The organism is Streptomyces stoeckheimensis (genome assembly GCF_045822005.1).
In the GTDB taxonomy this organism is placed as follows: domain Bacteria; phylum Actinomycetota; class Actinomycetes; order Streptomycetales; family Streptomycetaceae; genus Streptomyces; species Streptomyces stoeckheimensis.
Map to the genome: position 1 here is coordinate 223,774 of NZ_CP169550.1, position 13,965 is coordinate 237,738.

Genomic DNA, 13,965 nt, shown 5'->3' on the forward strand with positions numbered 1-13,965 from the left:
CAGGCGTTCCGGCGGGGCGTGCCGGCCACGGCCGTCGGTGTGGTCGGCTTCGTGCGTCCGCGTTCCTGGCATGCGTCGTGCTCCCGGGTGGCGGTGTCTCGCGGAGTGGGCGCTCGGTCGCGGCCCATCTCATTGAACGCAGAACGTTTTCTGGGCCACAACGGGCAACCGGGAGCACGCGTGGGGCGCCAGGAGCGCGACACGCGCCGCCCGCGCCCCGCCTGCCGCCCGCCCGCCCGGGAGCTCCGCACACGGGGTCCCGGAGCGGGCGGCAGAGCACCGGGGCCGGAACGTGCCTACGCTGGAACGGTCCACTGCGAGGTGAGGCCATGGCAACGAAACACGGAGCCGCAATCCGCCCGAGGCGTCGGACGCCCGTGGTCGCCATCGTCGTCTCCGCCGTTGCCGCCACCTGCCTGGTTGCCGCCGGTCCGCAGGACGGTTCCTGCCGGACGGCTCCGCCGGACAGCTTCTGGCACGCTGCCGTGGACACGCTTCCCGTGCACCCGGACTCGGCCCGGTACGTCGCCTCGATCGGCGCCGCGGAGCCCCTGCACCCGGACTTCGGGGCGGGGCTCGTCGACGGTCAGCCCTTCGGCATCCCGATCACCGTCTCGGACACGACGGTGCCGGAATCGAAGGTCACGCTGGACATCGCCGAGGAGAGCGACACGTCCGGGTACCGGATCCCCCAGAACGCCGGGATCGAGAACGGTCCGGCGAGCACCGGGGACCGTCACGTCGTCGTCTGGGACCGGGCCCTGTGCAAGTCCTACGAGCTCTGGAACGCGACACAGCAGGGCGACAACGCCTGGCACGCCGGCTCGGGCGCGGTTTTCGACCTGCGGAGCAACGAACTGCGGCCCGCCGACTGGACCTCTGCCGATGCCGCCGGCCTCGCCATCCTGCCCGGGCTCGTCCGCTACGACGAGGCCGCGGGCGGGCTGGTCGACCACGCGATCCGGATGACCGTGCCCCGCACGGACCAGAGCTACGTCTGGCCGGCACGGCACCAGGCGGGTGCCGCGGCGGACGACTCGCTGCCGCCCATGGGACTGCGGCTGCGGCTCAAGAGCTCGGTGGACACCTCGGGCCTGGGCCCGCAGGCCCTGGCCGTCGCCGAGGCGCTCAAGAAGTACGGGGCCATCGTCGCCGACAACGGGTCGGCCTGGTACCTCACCGGCGAGGAGAACCCCGGCTGGGACAATGACCAGCTGGGCGCGCTCAAGGGCTTCAAGGGGTCGGACTTCGAGGCGGTCGACGCGTCAATGCTCCAGCAGTCCCCGGACTCCGGAGCCGTGGCACCCCGCTGACGGCGGATGTCCGCCGTCCCCACGGCCCCTCGGCCCGTCGGCCAGACGGCGGAGGGCGGACCGCAGACCGCAGATTTCAGATTTCAGATTTCAGGGAGGAACGCTCCTCATGCGCGCAGAAGCATCCACGGCGGCGCGGAAAGGAGCCTTCATCGCGGTCGCCGTCGCCCTGTTCTGCATCCAGCTCGACTTCTTCGCGCTCAACCTCGCCATCCCCGGCATCGCGGCGGAGCTCGGCGTCACCGTGTCGGCGGCGCAGTGGACCTTGTCCGCGTACATGCTCGCCATCGGCTGCTTCTTCATCATCGGAGGCCGGGTGGGCGACGTCTTCGGCCGGCGGGGCACGCTGCTGGCGGGAACCGCCCTGTTCACCGCGGGAACCGTGGGCTGCGCCCTGGCTCCCGGCCTCGGCCCGCTGGTCGGGGCCCGGATCGCCCAGGGGGTGGGCGCGGCGTTCGTCTTCCCGGTGGCCGTGTCGGTGATCACCAACACCTTTCCCGAGGAGTCCCGTGCCAAGGCCTTGGGCGGCGTGTTCGGCGTCGCCAACATCGGCACCGCCATCGGCCCCTTCGTGGGCGGCGGGTTCACCGAGGGGCCCGGCTGGCGCTGGATCTTCTGGCTGATGGCGCCGCTGAGCCTGCTCTCGCTGATCACCGCCCTCGTGTACGTACCGGACTCGCGCGATGCGGCGGCGCCGCGCGAGCTCGACGTGCTCGGCTGCGCCCTGATCGTCGGTGCGCTGGCCGCCCTCACCCTGACCGTGGAGCGCGGGGATGCCTGGGGGTGGAGCAGTACCCGGGTCTTCCTCGGCTTCGCGGTGACGGTGGTGAGCGGCGGGCTGTTCCTGGTACGGGAGCGGCTGGCCCGGCACCCGCTGGTCGATCTGGGGCTCTTCCGCGACGTCCCGTACGTCCTGGTCACCGGGATGGGCACGCTCACGAACATGGGTTACGGAGTCACCGTCTTCCTCGCCACCCTCTACCTCCAGGGCGTACGGGGGCTCTCACCGCTCCTGGCCGGCACGGTCTTCCTGGCCCCGGCCCTGCTCGTGGCGCTCAGCGGGCCGCTGGGGGCGCGGCTGGGTCGGCACATGCGGCCGACGACGGTGATGGCACTGGCCGGGATCGGCGCGGGCACGGGGATGTACGCGCTGACCCAGGTCGGCGCCTGGTGGCTGTACGTACCGGTGTTCGCGTGGTGCGGCCTGGGCCTCGGGCTGGGCTGGACCTACGCCAGCGTGGCGACGCAGCAGCTCGTCGCTCCGGCCAGGGCCGGGGAGGCATCGGGGGTGCTCCTGACCTTCCTGGTCACCGGAGGTGCGATCGCGCTGGCCGGGACGGCCGCGGGGATCTCGGCGATGACGCCGCAGCGCTCGCCCGAGGAGGCCTACGACGTGATCCTGCGGCTGGGGGGTGCGGCCGTCCTCGCCACGGCGGTGCTCGTCCTGGGCGTACGCCATCGGGTCGCCGCGCAGGGCCGTAGCCGGTGACACGCCGCGGGGGCGGCGGACGTCACCGTCCGACCGCCCCCGCGCTCCGGCTCGGGCCGGATGGTCCTGCTAGGCGCCGAGGTGGGCACCCTTGACCCACTCCGCCTCGCCGTCCTTCGCACAGGTGGAGGTGTAGGCGGGGCCGAAGGGCGCCGGGATGGCGGCCGCGGAAGAGCAGTTGGACGAGAAGGCCTTGTGACCGCCCGAGAAGTAGTCGATGTCGACACCGTCGTTGGCCAGGGCCGCGCCGGCGCCGCCCAGCAGGATGCCGGCAGCGAGGACGGAGGCGGTGACGGCAGAGCGAATACGCATTGGTTCCCCTAAGAACTCAAGGATCTGGTGACGCTCCCATGGGCGGATGCGTCAGCCGATTCAACGCCCGGCGGAGCCGACAGGAACGACCGTTCACTCGAACGCCACGGGCGAAACGTTTCGACACGTCACATGGCCCTTGGTGCGGCCTTGTTCGGGTCCGGACTCGGACCCTTCGTCGGGGATCGGAGCCATGATCGATTGTCAGTGGCGGGTGAGACGGTAGGAGCATCCAGTCGGAAACGAGGGGGAGCTTCCATGTCCGGAAACCAGAACTACATCAACCACGTCGCTCTTGTGTTGGACGCCAGTTCGTCCATGTCCCACCTGAGCCGCAAGGTCGTCGAGGTCGCCGACCAGCAGATCGCGTACCTGGCCCGCCGGTCGGGTGAACTGGACCAGGAGACCCGCGTCACGGTGTACGTCTTCGCGGACAAGGTGGAGTGCGTCGTCTACGACAAGGACGTGCTCCGGATGCCGTCGCTGAAGCAGCTGTACCGGACCGGTGGGATGACGGCGCTGCTCGCCGCCTCGCTGAAGTCGCAGCGCGAGCTGGCGCAGACGGCTCAGCTGTACGGCGACCACAGCTTCCTGACGTTCGTGCTGACCGACGGGCAGGAGAACGCCAGCCACCGCTGCCCCGACGCCCCTGCCCGGAATCCGCGCGACCTGGTGAAGGCCGTGGCCGAGATGATCGAGACGCAGGAGGACAACTGGACGCTGGCCGTCCTCGTACCGGACCAGATGGGCAAGCGCGAGGCCATGCAGTGCGGGTTCCCCAAGGAGAACATCGCCATCTGGGACGCCACGAGCACGCAGGGTCTGGAGGAGGCCGGGCAGGTCATCAAGGACGCCACCGAGAAGTTCATGGTGGGCCGGGCGAAGGGCATCCGGGGATCGCGGGCCGTGTTCTCCACGGGCGCGGAGGTGGTCAACAAGGACACCATCAAGGCAGCCGGCCTCACTCCGGCGGATCCCTCCGCGTACGCGCTGATCCCGGTGGCCCGCGACGCGGCGATCCGGGAATGGGTCGTCGAATCCGGGCACACCTACCGCACCGGTGGAGCGTTCTACCAGCTGAGCAAGCCCGAGAAGATCCAGGCGAAGAAGCAGATCGCGGTGCTGGAGAAGAAGACGGACCGGGTGTACACGGGCCCGGAGGCCCGGGCGCTGCTCGGACTGCCGGCCGTGGAGGCGCGGGTCAAGCCGGACCACAACGACGAGTTCACGATCTTCGTCCAGAGCACCAGCGTCAACCGGAAGCTCGTATCGAACACCCGTCTGCTGCTGATGGTCTGACCCCTCCGCCGGTCTGACCCCTCCGCCACGCCCGGGTCGTCGCCCCGGTGTCCGGCCCGAAAGCCGGGCACCGGGCGCCGGGGCCCGGATGGCGGGGTGAAAGGGGGCGGAGGAGGCTGGGGGTATGCGATGGCGCGTGCCAGGTGCGGCGGTGGCCGTGGTGGCCGCCCTCCTGCTGGTGGCCGCCGCGCCGCCGCCCGGCGGCGATGACACCGAGCAGCGGGTGGACATCGGCGGCGGGCGGAGCCTGTACCTCCGCTGCGCGGGCTCGGGGAGCCCGACCGTGGTGCTGGTCGCCGGGCTGCACGAGGCCTCCGACTCGTGGACCCTGACCGACACCTCACCACCCGTGCCGAAGGCCCCGGCGGTGCTGCCGGGTGTCGCGGCGTTCACCCGGGTGTGCACCTACGACCGACCGGGGACCATCCGCTACACGCAGCCGCCGAAGCTCACCGACCGCAGCACGCCCGTACGGGGCACCCGGGCCGTGGCCTCCATGGTCCAGGACCTGGACCGGGTGCTGACCGCCGGGCGCGTGCCCGGTCCGTACCTGCTGGTGGGGCACTCCTTCGGCGGGATGCTCGCGCTGCGCTACGCGCAGGAGCATCCGGAGCGGACGCGCGGGCTCGTCCTGGTCGACGCGCTGGGGCCGGCGCTGAAGCCCGCGATGGGGGCGGACTGGGCAGCGTACGTGGAAGCGCTGCGGCATCCCGGTACGCCCTTCGACGCCGATCCGGAGTTCGAGCAGGTCGACATCGAGGGCGGGGTCACCGCCATCGACCGCGGCGGGCCGCTGCCCCCGGTTCCCGTCGCGGTGCTCAGCAAGACCGCGCCCTTCGCCGTACCGCCCACGATGTCCAAGGATCTGGTGGCGAAGCTGGAGAAGGCCTGGCCCACGGCGCAGCAGGCTCTGGTGGCCTTGCGCCCGCAGACCCCGCACCTGCTGGCGACCGGTAGCGACCACTACGTCCAGCTCCACGACCCGGACCTCACGATCGCGGCGGTCCGCCTCGTCGCGGACCGCGCGTCGCCCCCGCCGGAAACGTCCTCGACCTCGCCGTAGCGCCGGGGCTCAGGCCTGGGTCGGGTCTCCGGGGATCGGGTGCACTTCGACCGGGTCGCTGCCCGGCGTCCCTCCCGGTCCGGGGCAGGCCGACGCCCGTGCGGCGATCTCCAGGGCCCGGTCCTCGCTCTTGACGTCGACCAGCCAGTACCCGGCCAGGATCTGTCCCTCGTAGGCCGGCCCGTCGGTCACCTGCGGCCGCCCGTCGCTTCCGGCCCGTACCGTCTTGACGAGCGAGGGGCCGCCGAGACCCTGCCCGTCCACCCATTCCCCGGCGGCGGTGATGTCGTCGTTGAGGGCGCCCATGTGGGCGAACATGGCCTTCATGTCGTCCTCGGAGTACGACGACATGATGGCGTCCCACTCGGCGGCAGGCACGTTCATCTGGATCATGTACTTCATGTTCCTCACCCTTCCGGGGCGGCTGCTGGGGTTTCGGTCTTCCACAGGGGTAGACAGCCGGTCGCGGCAAAACTCATCGGTGCTCCCAGCACCACATCACGGAAACCCGGTGATCGCCCCCAGGGCAGCTCGCGCGAGGGACGAGTGACGCACGTCAGGCCTCTTCCGCGTCGGCCAGGGCATCGGTGATCAGGCGGGTCGCGAAGTCGGGGTCGCCGGTCATGCGGTTGATGTACTCCGCGAGCAGGAAGGCCGTGGCCTCGAGCGGATTCATCTCCGCCTCGGTCCAGTCCCCGTACTGCTTGCGCCACAGGTTGGGGCTCAGGCCGGTGCCCGCGGCAATGACGAGTCCGGCCATGGTGGGAATGGCCTCGGGGCGCACGCTCCTGGGCATCATGCGCATCGTGGCGACGATGTTCGGCACGACGTACTCGATGACGTCCTTGCCGTGCTCCTCGTGGGCCCTGCGCAGCCAGATCATGAACATGTAGATGAGCGTGCACGCCCCGTCCAGCAGGTCGTCGGCTTCCCTGGGGCCGAGCGACGAGGCGTACTGGTCGATCAGCGCCTGCTGTTCGGGGTCCCTCCCGGTCTTGCCGTCGTGAATGCCCTTGAGCCGGGAATCGATCATCAACAGCGCTGCGCCCACATCACCCGCGGGAGCGTGCTCGGGGTCGTACTGCGATGCCACAGGACTCCTCCTCAGGTCGCCACGATGGACGGCTCGGCCTTGGTCCGCACAGTAGACGGCCCACAGGACGGCGGCCGCCCGCTTGGCCCTCCGTCACACCCAGATGCACTTCTCGAGCCAATATGGCTTCATCGTCGGCGACTTGAGGAGCGGTATGCGGATACGGATGCGCGTCATGCAGGTACGAACGGTCTCCCTGATCGGCGGCTGCGCGCTGCTCCTGACGGCCTGTACGGAACAGGAGGGCGCCGTACCGTCGGCCGGACCGACCGTGACGAGTACGGCCGCGCCGTCGACCGCACGGGCACTGGCCGAGCGGTACCAGCGCGCGGGTGGGGACGAGAGCGTGTACGCCATCCAGCAGGAAGCGGGCCCCGAGGGGGTTCCGCTCCTGATCCTCCGGACCACGCACACCTCCACGGAGAACGCGCTCTTCGAGAAGCAGCGGGATTCCGTCGTCTCCTACCTCACGCGATTCGAGCAGCTCTCCACGGCCCGGGGCTACCTGATGGACGTATTCGGTGGGACCGGATCGCTGCTCCACCGCTGGGATGCCCGCCCTTAGAACGCCTCGCGGAAGGGGCCCCGGGCGGACGGTCCGGGCCGCCGTGATCGTGGCACTCCTCCAAGGCGCGAACACCACGCAGACGGGCGCCGTCGCGTGCCTGCGGCTCGCCGGGGCGCGGATATCCGGTCACCTCAACCTGGCCGGCGCCCAGATCGCTCATGCTCTCTGGCTGAAGGACTGCTGGTTCGAGCAGAGCGTGGACCTCTCCGGAGCGTCGACTCGGCCGATTGCGATCGTGGACAGCCGAGTGCCGGGCTTGGAAGCCTGCTTGATCTGCATCGAGGGACGCCTCGACCTGCGGCGCTCTCGCCTGGGAGGTGGCTCTGCCTCGCCCTTCCACCGCAGGGTCACCGCCTTGTCGCTCATCAACGCCCATGTGAGTGGCGCCGTGAACCTCAGCGGGGCCGAGATCACCGCACCCGGCGAATGGGCGGTGTCCGCCGGCGGACTGGTCACGGAGGGCGGCGTCTACTGCTTGGACGGTTTCGTCGCGCACGGTGAAGTGCGTCTCATGGGGGCACAACTGCCGGGCGGACTGCACATGCGGGGCGCACTACTGGAACGCCCCGGGCAGCGCGGGGTGGCGCTCGCCCTGGACAACGCCGTGGCCTCGACGCTCGATTTCTCCCGACGGGTTCGTCGCGAACGGGACCGCACGGCTGAGGGGCGCCCGGATTTCGGGCGGCCTGACCTTTGCAGGAGCCGTCCTCAACGGGCCGCCGGCCCGGCGGGCTGACCTGCGCCCGCATCCTCCAGCGGCACGGCATCTTCCCCAGCGTCTACGACCACGAGACCGGGCCGGGGGCCCGCGACCAGGGCGGCACCCTCGACCTCCATAAGGACAACGGCCAGATCGCCCTGCGCGAAGCCGGACTGCTGGAGGAGTTCTTCCGGCTGTCCCGGCCCGAGGGGCAGGAAATGCGTCAGCTGGATCCGGCCGGGACACTCCTCTTCCAGCACACCCCTGACGAGGGCGAACGCTTCAAGCCCGAGATCGACCGCGGCCACCTGCGCGACCTCCTCCTGGGCTCGTTGAAGCCCGGCACCGTCCGATGGGGGCACACGCTCCGGTCCCTCGACGGCCCCGTGGAGGGCCCGCGGCAGCTGCACTTCGCCGACGGCACCACCATCGAGGCGGACCTCGTCATCGGCGCCGACGGCGCCTGGTCCAGGGTCCGCCGCGCCCTCTCGCCGTCCACCCCCCGGTACAGCGGCGTCAGCTTCCTCGAAGCTTGGTTCCACGACGTCGACGACCGGCACGCCGACATCGCCGACCTCGTCGGCCGGGGAAGCGCCGCCGCGGCCGACGGCGACCGGGGCCTGTTCGCGCAGCGCAGCAGCGGCGGTCACATCCGCGCGTACGTCATCCAGCGGCTGCCCGCCGACTGGATCACCGCGGGCGGCCTCACCGTCCAGGACACCGAGGGCATCCGCGCCCTGCTCCTGGAGCGCTACCGCCACTGGTCACCCCGCCTGCGCCGGCTGCTCACCGACAACGACGGGCTCTACGTCGACCGCCCCATCCACGCCCTGCCCGTCCCGCACGTCTGGGACCAGCACCCCGCGGTCACCCTGCTGGGCGACGCCGCCCACCTCATGCCCCCGCTCGGCGTCGGCGTCGACCTCGCCATGCTGGACGCCTGCCAGCTCGCTCTCGCCCTGGTGGACAACGACACCGTCGGCGACGCCGTCCGCGCCTACGAGGCGACCATGCTGCCCCGTTCACAGGAGATGCAGCAGCTCCTCGACAACGGCGCCGAGGAGCTGCTGTCCACCGAGCTCCCGGACTTCGCCACGACCGAAGACCACTGAGGCGGCGGCCGGGCGTCCGTACGCCTCACACGGAGAAGCCCGTGACCTTCTGCGGGGTCACCCGGACGACCACCCGGAGCACCTCCTCCGGTTCGGCCGGCGGGTCCTCGCCCAGGTACTTCTGCGAGAGCGTGCGCGGCAGCGACTTCTCCGGGTCGTCGATCAGTTCGGCAGTACCGCGGATGTCCACGGACCGGTACGGGTCCTCGGAGTCGAAGACCGTGAGGCTGATCCGTGGATCCCGTAAGAGATTCCGCGCCTTCTGGCGCCCGGCCGTCGTGGAGAACAGCACCGTCTCCCCCTCCCGGAGGATCCAGACCACCGAAGTCTGCGGCCCGCCGTCCCGGTTCAGCGTCGCGACGGTGGCGAAGTTCCTCCCGTCCAACAGCTTGCGCGTCTCCGCAGTGAACAGCTCTGACGCTGCGTCCCCCTGTGCCCGGTATTCCTTGGCCAGCTACCTGAGCCGAACATCTGCGAGGGCCGGATGCTTCCCCTTAGGCTGCGTGATCCACATCGTTCGGGGGATCATGGACTTCAGTCGGTACCGCAGACCTTCGGCCTTCCTGCTGCTGGCGGCAGCGGTCATCTTCGCCGTGGCGGCCGTAGCCGGATTCGAATCGGGCGGCGAGGGCGCACTGATCCTGCTGCTCAGGCTCAGGGAACACCTCGTTCTGCTGGGATGCCTCGCCGTGGCCGCGCTGACCGGGGCGGTCATCTTGGGACTGACCAAGTCCTCCTCGCTGCGCATGCCCCTGGTCACCGCGGTGCTCGTCACCGGCGTTCCCCTGCTGCTCGTCGGGGGCTGGGCCTCCGCAGTGTTCGGGGACACGGACAGGGTGGTGAGGGCCGAACCCTCCCCCGGTCGCAGCGACCGCCAACTGGTCGTGGTGTCACGGAGCGGCTTCCTCGACCCGGTGAGGTGCGTCCACGTGCACCAGGGGCACCCGCCGCGGGAACGCCGATGGAACGTCGGCTGCTTCAACGGCGACGACGAGGACAACTCGCTCAGAGAAGCCGTGTGGACGGCTCCCGACCGGATTCGCATGACCACCGAAGGAGGCGCGGTCCACGAAGTGAGCATCGCCCCTGGGGGCCGGCCGGACCGGGTTGTTTCCGTCGGCTAGGCCGTCTCTTTCGGATCTTGTCGGCCGAGCCCGCGGCGTCTGGTGCCGTGCCTGGCCGTGCTGTCGGGGCACGCGCGTACTGGACGTACTCGGTTGCCCTGGAAGTGCGGCCAGGCACGGTGCCAGGCGTCGCGGGCCCGGCAAGATCCGAAAGAGACGGCCTAGTGCTGGTGTGTGCCGGAGGTGGGCGGGAGGTTGGGGGCCGGTGTCGGCCGGCCCGGGTCCAGGACCGTGAACTGGCCCATCATGCCCTCGTCCTCGTGGTAGAGGAGGTGGCAGTGGTACATGTACGGGGTGTTCGGGTCTGCGGGGCCCTCGAAGCGCAGGGCTATGCGGACCGTCGTACCGGACGGGATGAACACGGTGTCCTTCGGGCCGCGCAACGGGGGCGGCGGGGCCGCGCCGTTGATGTCGAGGACGCGGAACTGGACGTCGTGGACGTGGAAGTTGTGCGGCATCCCGTCGTTGTTGCGGAGGGTCCAGGTCTCGGTCGTGCCGCGGGTGACCGTCTCGTCCACGCGGGACATGTCCATCTTCCGGCCGTTGATGCCGGACATCTTGAGCTCGAAGAAGCGGCCGCGTACCGAGTCTTCGCCGGTGGGAAGGGTCGAGGCCGCCAGCGTCTGCGGCAGCTCGGCCGACGGTCGAAGGGTGGGGGCCCCGCGCAGCTGCATCACGTCGAAGGAGTCGTCGCCGCCCCCGAAGCGCTGGTTCCAGAAGTCCAGGCTGGCGTCCAGAGGGTGGGAGCGCAGGACCGTCCGCTCGCCCGGTCGTATGCGTACGACGATCTCCGCCCGCTCCCCCGGCGACAGGCGCAGGCGGTCGGTCGTGTGCGGGGCTTCGAGGAGGCCGCCGTCCGAGGCGATCTGCCGGAACTCCCGGCCGTCGTCGAAGCCGAAGGTGTAGACGCGGGCGGTGGAGGCGTTCAGCAGGCGCAGCCGGACCAGTTCGTCCTGCACGGTGACGTACGGGTCCAGCGTGCCGTTGACCATCGTCCGGTCGCCGAGAAAACCGACGTTGCGCATCAGCTTGTGGCCGTGGTCGAACTTCGCGCCGTCGAAGGACACGTCCTGGACGATGACCGGTATGTCGTCGACCCCGTAGGTCTTGGGCAGGGGCAGGGCGGCCGACTGAGGGTCGTCGAGGAGGAACAGACCCGCGAGGCCGCGCTGCACGTGTGACTCGGTCGCGCCGTGCGGGTGCGGGTGGTACCAGAGGGTCGAGGCGGGCTGCTCGACCGTCCACTCGGGGGCCCAGCTGCCGCCCGCCGGCACCATCTGGTGCGGGCCGCCGTCCATCGCGGCGGGCAGGTGCATGCCGTGCCAGTGGACGGACGAGGCCTCCGGCAGGGCGTTGGCCACCTTCACCCGGACCTTCTCCCCCTTCGCCGCGCGGAGGGTGGGGCCGAGGTGGCTTCCGTTGAACCCCCAGGTGGGGGTCTTGGTCCCCGGAGTGAACTCGGTCTCTCCGGTCTGCATCCGCAGGTCGAAGACGCGCGTTCCGTCGGCTTCGACCGTGGACTGCGCGAGGGGTGGTACGGCGAGGGCGTTGTGGAAGTCCACCGCACCGACGGTGGACACCTTGGCTCCCGTGTAGAGCCACGTGAACAGCACTGCGATGACCAAGGCGAACGTCGCGACGAGCGAGCCGAGGATCAGCAACGCCCGCTTCCACGCCGACATCCGGCGCTTGCCGCCGGTCCCGTTCTTACCGTTTCTCCACATGGCAACGACGCTACGGACGGCGCTCGCGCCGGACATCGGGGACCGACCCGGGGCCGCCCCCGAGACCACCCCCGAGAGGGTTCAGGGACGGTCTCGGGGGCGGTCTCGGGGGCGGTCTCGGGCGAGAGGGGCGGGGTCTCCGAGTGCGAAGGAGGCCCGCGCCCGCCACGTGGTGCCGTCGTGGACCATCAGCTCCACCGCGGAGACGTGCGAGGCGAACGGGAGCCCGCCGTCGAGGTCGGCCTCGATCTCCTCCAGGACCGCGTCCTCCTGGCCTTGGGCGATGGTCAGGTGCGGCACGATCTCGGCGAACCGGCCGCCGTACGGCGGAGCCTCGGGCCAGCGGGCGGCGATCGCCTCCGTGAGCCGGATCAGCGGCGCAGCGGGTTCCGGAACGAGGTACAGGACCTCCGGGAGCCGTCCGCACCTCTCGAACCGCAGGTCGAACGGCTGATGGCAGCGCACCACGTCCTCGAGGGCAGCGTGGACGAGCGGATCGATCCGGCTCTCCTCCAGGAACGGGAAGAGCACGGTGACGTGTGCGGGAACCCCGGCCCGGGCCGAAGGGTCGAGCCGCTCGCGCCACCTGCGGACGGCCGGCTCCGCCTCCGGAATCCTGACGACGAGGCCCGTCTGACCCGCCTGGAACGTGCTGCTGCTGTCATCTGCCATGACACGACAGGGTGCCACGGGAAGATCCGCTCGCGCCCGCGGGTTTGCGCCGCACCCGGTCAGTGGATCCTGTGTTCCGTCCAGAAGGGAGTGAGGTCCTGGGACGTTGCCGCCTGGGCCGCGCGCTTGAAGTCCTTGGTGGTGGAGACGCCCAGCCAGTGGTCGCGGACGTAGTCGCGCAGCATGGCCGTCATCGCCGGGGTGCCCAGGGTGCGTTCCAGGTCGCTCAGGGCGCAGGAGCCGCGGTGGTAGACGACCCGGACGAATTCCGAGCGGTGGCCGTTCGCGTAGTAGCCCATGGAGTTGGTGAGGGCGGCCGTGTCGCTGGGCCAGGCTCCCTGGTCCTCCCAGCACGTGGTGGTGTCGTCTCCGTAATAGGTCCGGTTCGCGTACTGGGCGAAGGATTCGTCGAGCCAGGGCGAAGTGAACTGGTCGTTGCCCACGATGCCGTAGAACCACTGGTGGGCGATCTCGTGGACGACGGCCGCCCCTTCCGGTTCGGTCCAGAGCAGGACGAGGCCCGGGAACTCCATGCTGCCGAACTCGTCGAGGTTGTCGCTCATGACGAGGTCGAGCTCGCCGTACGGGTAGCGCCCGAAGCGCTTCCCGAAGGCGTCGACCGAGCCCACGGCGTCCTTCAGGTCGGTGGCCACGCCCTCCGGGGAGGTGGCGGCGGTCCAGTACGCGTTCAGCCGTACTCCGCCCGGCGTGGTCACCGTCTTCGACAGGAAGGGGCCCGTGGCCCAGGCGAAGTCCCGTACCCCGTGCGCGACGCTGGTGGTGACCGTGCGGCCGGGTGCGCCGGCGCGGCGCGTGGTGGTGCCCGTCGCGGGGACGACGAGCGCGCCGGGGTGGTCGAGGACGACGCGGAAGTCGCCGGTCAGGGTGTAGAAGCTCTCGCCGAAGCCGACGTCGGGGTCGAGGTGGCGGCCCTGGGCGTCGCGTACGGACAGCAGGGGCAGTGCGTTGCCGAGGTAGCGGTGCGCGCCGTCCTTGCCGAAGCGGTGGACGCGGTCCGGGACGCTGATGTCCACGTCGAAGGAAACGCTGGTCCGCGCCCCGTACGGGAGCGGCGCGGGCAGGTCGATCTGCAGGGCGGTGCAGCCGACGGTGAGCGGCCGCGGGGTGCCTCCGGTGACCTTGCCCACCCGGACCGGCGACGGTGCCTCGGGAGTTCCGCAGCCGTCGGTGCCGTTGCCCCACAGCCGGACGTCGATCGAACGCATCGGAGTACGGGCGGAGTTGCGGAAGGAAACCGTCTGGCGGCCGGTCCAGTGGGAGCCGTCGGCGTCGCTGCGCAGCGACACCTCGTACGACGGACGGTCGGGCGTCGCCGCGGACGCGGAGGCCGCGGGGTCCGGAGGGGTCTGGGCCGCGACGGTCTGCGGGGCACAGAGCATGACGGATGCGAGGGCGAGCAGCAGGGCCCGCCTGAACCTGAGCGAGATCATGCCCGGCACGCTAGAACGTCCGTACGGCCGGACGGGCGGGTTCCA

Annotated in this window: 15 protein-coding genes; 8 read left to right on the top strand and 7 right to left on the bottom strand. The window is 70.6% G+C overall.

The window, feature by feature from the left end; all coding sequences use genetic code 11:
• Window positions 1–329 precede the first annotated feature (329 nt).
• Window positions 330–1,313, top strand: coding sequence for a hypothetical protein (locus ACE1OC_RS00995; RefSeq protein ID WP_407835314.1), 984 nt, complete (start codon window positions 330–332; stop codon window positions 1,311–1,313).
• Window positions 1,314–1,422: 109 nt separating this feature from the next.
• The gene (locus tag ACE1OC_RS01000; protein WP_407835315.1) at window positions 1,423–2,802 is read left to right on the top strand and encodes an MFS transporter; all 1,380 of its coding nucleotides are present in this window, start codon (window positions 1,423–1,425) and stop codon (window positions 2,800–2,802) included.
• 69 nt (window positions 2,803–2,871) lie between these two features.
• Here the strand turns inward: ACE1OC_RS01000 and ACE1OC_RS01005 are convergent, their stop codons facing one another.
• The gene (locus ACE1OC_RS01005; protein WP_274551343.1) at window positions 2,872–3,114 is read right to left on the bottom strand and encodes a hypothetical protein; all 243 of its coding nucleotides are present in this window, start codon (window positions 3,112–3,114) and stop codon (window positions 2,872–2,874) included.
• A 258-nt stretch (window positions 3,115–3,372) separates the two neighbouring features.
• On the opposite strand from ACE1OC_RS01005, the gene ACE1OC_RS01010 reads away from it, so the two are divergent.
• On the top strand, window positions 3,373–4,413 hold the full coding sequence (locus ACE1OC_RS01010; RefSeq protein ID WP_407835316.1) for a vWA domain-containing protein: 1,041 nt from the start codon (window positions 3,373–3,375) through the stop codon (window positions 4,411–4,413).
• Window positions 4,414–4,537: 124 nt separating this feature from the next.
• The gene (locus ACE1OC_RS01015; protein WP_407835317.1) at window positions 4,538–5,476 is read left to right on the top strand and encodes an alpha/beta fold hydrolase; all 939 of its coding nucleotides are present in this window, start codon (window positions 4,538–4,540) and stop codon (window positions 5,474–5,476) included.
• A gap of 9 nt (window positions 5,477–5,485) precedes the next feature.
• Here the strand turns inward: ACE1OC_RS01015 and ACE1OC_RS01020 are convergent, their stop codons facing one another.
• On the bottom strand, window positions 5,486–5,878 hold the full coding sequence (locus tag ACE1OC_RS01020; RefSeq protein ID WP_407835318.1) for a YciI family protein: 393 nt from the start codon (window positions 5,876–5,878) through the stop codon (window positions 5,486–5,488).
• A gap of 154 nt (window positions 5,879–6,032) precedes the next feature.
• Entirely contained in the window at window positions 6,033–6,569 is a 537-nt protein-coding gene (locus ACE1OC_RS01025) for a hypothetical protein (protein WP_407835319.1), read from the bottom strand.
• A gap of 175 nt (window positions 6,570–6,744) precedes the next feature.
• Between ACE1OC_RS01025 and ACE1OC_RS01030 the strand changes: the two genes are divergently transcribed.
• From ACE1OC_RS01030 to ACE1OC_RS01040, 3 genes are read left to right on the top strand one after another with little or no spacing between them, the layout of a single operon-like run.
• On the top strand, window positions 6,745–7,134 hold the full coding sequence (locus tag ACE1OC_RS01030; RefSeq protein ID WP_407835320.1) for a hypothetical protein: 390 nt from the start codon (window positions 6,745–6,747) through the stop codon (window positions 7,132–7,134).
• A 43-nt stretch (window positions 7,135–7,177) separates the two neighbouring features.
• The gene (locus tag ACE1OC_RS01035) at window positions 7,178–7,873 is read left to right on the top strand and encodes a hypothetical protein (protein ID WP_407835321.1); all 696 of its coding nucleotides are present in this window, start codon (window positions 7,178–7,180) and stop codon (window positions 7,871–7,873) included.
• Window positions 7,831–8,949: an FAD-dependent oxidoreductase gene (locus ACE1OC_RS01040; protein WP_407835322.1), complete on the top strand. Its 1,119-nt coding sequence runs from the start codon at window positions 7,831–7,833 to the stop codon at window positions 8,947–8,949. The genes ACE1OC_RS01035 and ACE1OC_RS01040 overlap by 43 nt, the downstream gene beginning before the upstream one ends.
• 25 nt (window positions 8,950–8,974) lie before the next feature.
• Here ACE1OC_RS01040 and ACE1OC_RS01045 read toward each other — a convergent pair whose 3' ends face one another.
• The gene (locus tag ACE1OC_RS01045; RefSeq protein ID WP_407841450.1) at window positions 8,975–9,403 is read right to left on the bottom strand and encodes a PPOX class F420-dependent oxidoreductase; all 429 of its coding nucleotides are present in this window, start codon (window positions 9,401–9,403) and stop codon (window positions 8,975–8,977) included.
• A 73-nt stretch (window positions 9,404–9,476) separates the two neighbouring features.
• Between ACE1OC_RS01045 and ACE1OC_RS01050 the strand changes: the two genes are divergently transcribed.
• Window positions 9,477–10,073 (top strand): hypothetical protein, encoded by a 597-nt coding sequence (locus ACE1OC_RS01050; protein ID WP_407835323.1) that lies wholly within the window; start codon window positions 9,477–9,479, stop codon window positions 10,071–10,073.
• 161 nt (window positions 10,074–10,234) lie between these two features.
• Here ACE1OC_RS01050 and ACE1OC_RS01055 read toward each other — a convergent pair whose 3' ends face one another.
• The 3 genes from ACE1OC_RS01055 to ACE1OC_RS01065 all read right to left on the bottom strand — a co-directional run bounded on the left by ACE1OC_RS01055 (window position 10,235) and on the right by ACE1OC_RS01065 (window position 13,920).
• A complete protein-coding gene (locus ACE1OC_RS01055; RefSeq protein WP_407835324.1) occupies window positions 10,235–11,797 on the bottom strand; it encodes a multicopper oxidase family protein in 1,563 nt (520 codons plus the stop codon).
• An 81-nt stretch (window positions 11,798–11,878) separates the two neighbouring features.
• Window positions 11,879–12,469 (bottom strand): 2'-5' RNA ligase family protein, encoded by a 591-nt coding sequence (locus ACE1OC_RS01060; RefSeq protein WP_407835325.1) that lies wholly within the window; start codon window positions 12,467–12,469, stop codon window positions 11,879–11,881.
• Between the two features lie 59 nt (window positions 12,470–12,528).
• The gene (locus ACE1OC_RS01065) at window positions 12,529–13,920 is read right to left on the bottom strand and encodes a M1 family metallopeptidase (protein ID WP_407835326.1); all 1,392 of its coding nucleotides are present in this window, start codon (window positions 13,918–13,920) and stop codon (window positions 12,529–12,531) included.
• Window positions 13,921–13,965: the final 45 nt, after the last annotated feature.

Coding starts and splice junctions, on each gene's coding strand:
- ACE1OC_RS01020 (WP_407835318.1), bottom strand. CDS start 5,878: ATGAAGTACATGATCCAGATGAACGTGCCTGCCGCCGAGTGGGACGCC.
- ACE1OC_RS01055 (WP_407835324.1), bottom strand. CDS start 11,797: ATGTGGAGAAACGGTAAGAACGGGACCGGCGGCAAGCGCCGGATGTCG.
- ACE1OC_RS01065 (WP_407835326.1), bottom strand. CDS start 13,920: ATGATCTCGCTCAGGTTCAGGCGGGCCCTGCTGCTCGCCCTCGCATCC.
- ACE1OC_RS00995 (WP_407835314.1), top strand. CDS start 330: ATGGCAACGAAACACGGAGCCGCAATCCGCCCGAGGCGTCGGACGCCC.
- ACE1OC_RS01005 (WP_274551343.1), bottom strand. CDS start 3,114: ATGCGTATTCGCTCTGCCGTCACCGCCTCCGTCCTCGCTGCCGGCATC.
- ACE1OC_RS01030 (WP_407835320.1), top strand. CDS start 6,745: ATGCAGGTACGAACGGTCTCCCTGATCGGCGGCTGCGCGCTGCTCCTG.
- ACE1OC_RS01010 (WP_407835316.1), top strand. CDS start 3,373: ATGTCCGGAAACCAGAACTACATCAACCACGTCGCTCTTGTGTTGGAC.
- ACE1OC_RS01015 (WP_407835317.1), top strand. CDS start 4,538: ATGCGATGGCGCGTGCCAGGTGCGGCGGTGGCCGTGGTGGCCGCCCTC.
- ACE1OC_RS01050 (WP_407835323.1), top strand. CDS start 9,477: ATGGACTTCAGTCGGTACCGCAGACCTTCGGCCTTCCTGCTGCTGGCG.
- ACE1OC_RS01000 (WP_407835315.1), top strand. CDS start 1,423: ATGCGCGCAGAAGCATCCACGGCGGCGCGGAAAGGAGCCTTCATCGCG.
- ACE1OC_RS01060 (WP_407835325.1), bottom strand. CDS start 12,469: ATGGCAGATGACAGCAGCAGCACGTTCCAGGCGGGTCAGACGGGCCTC.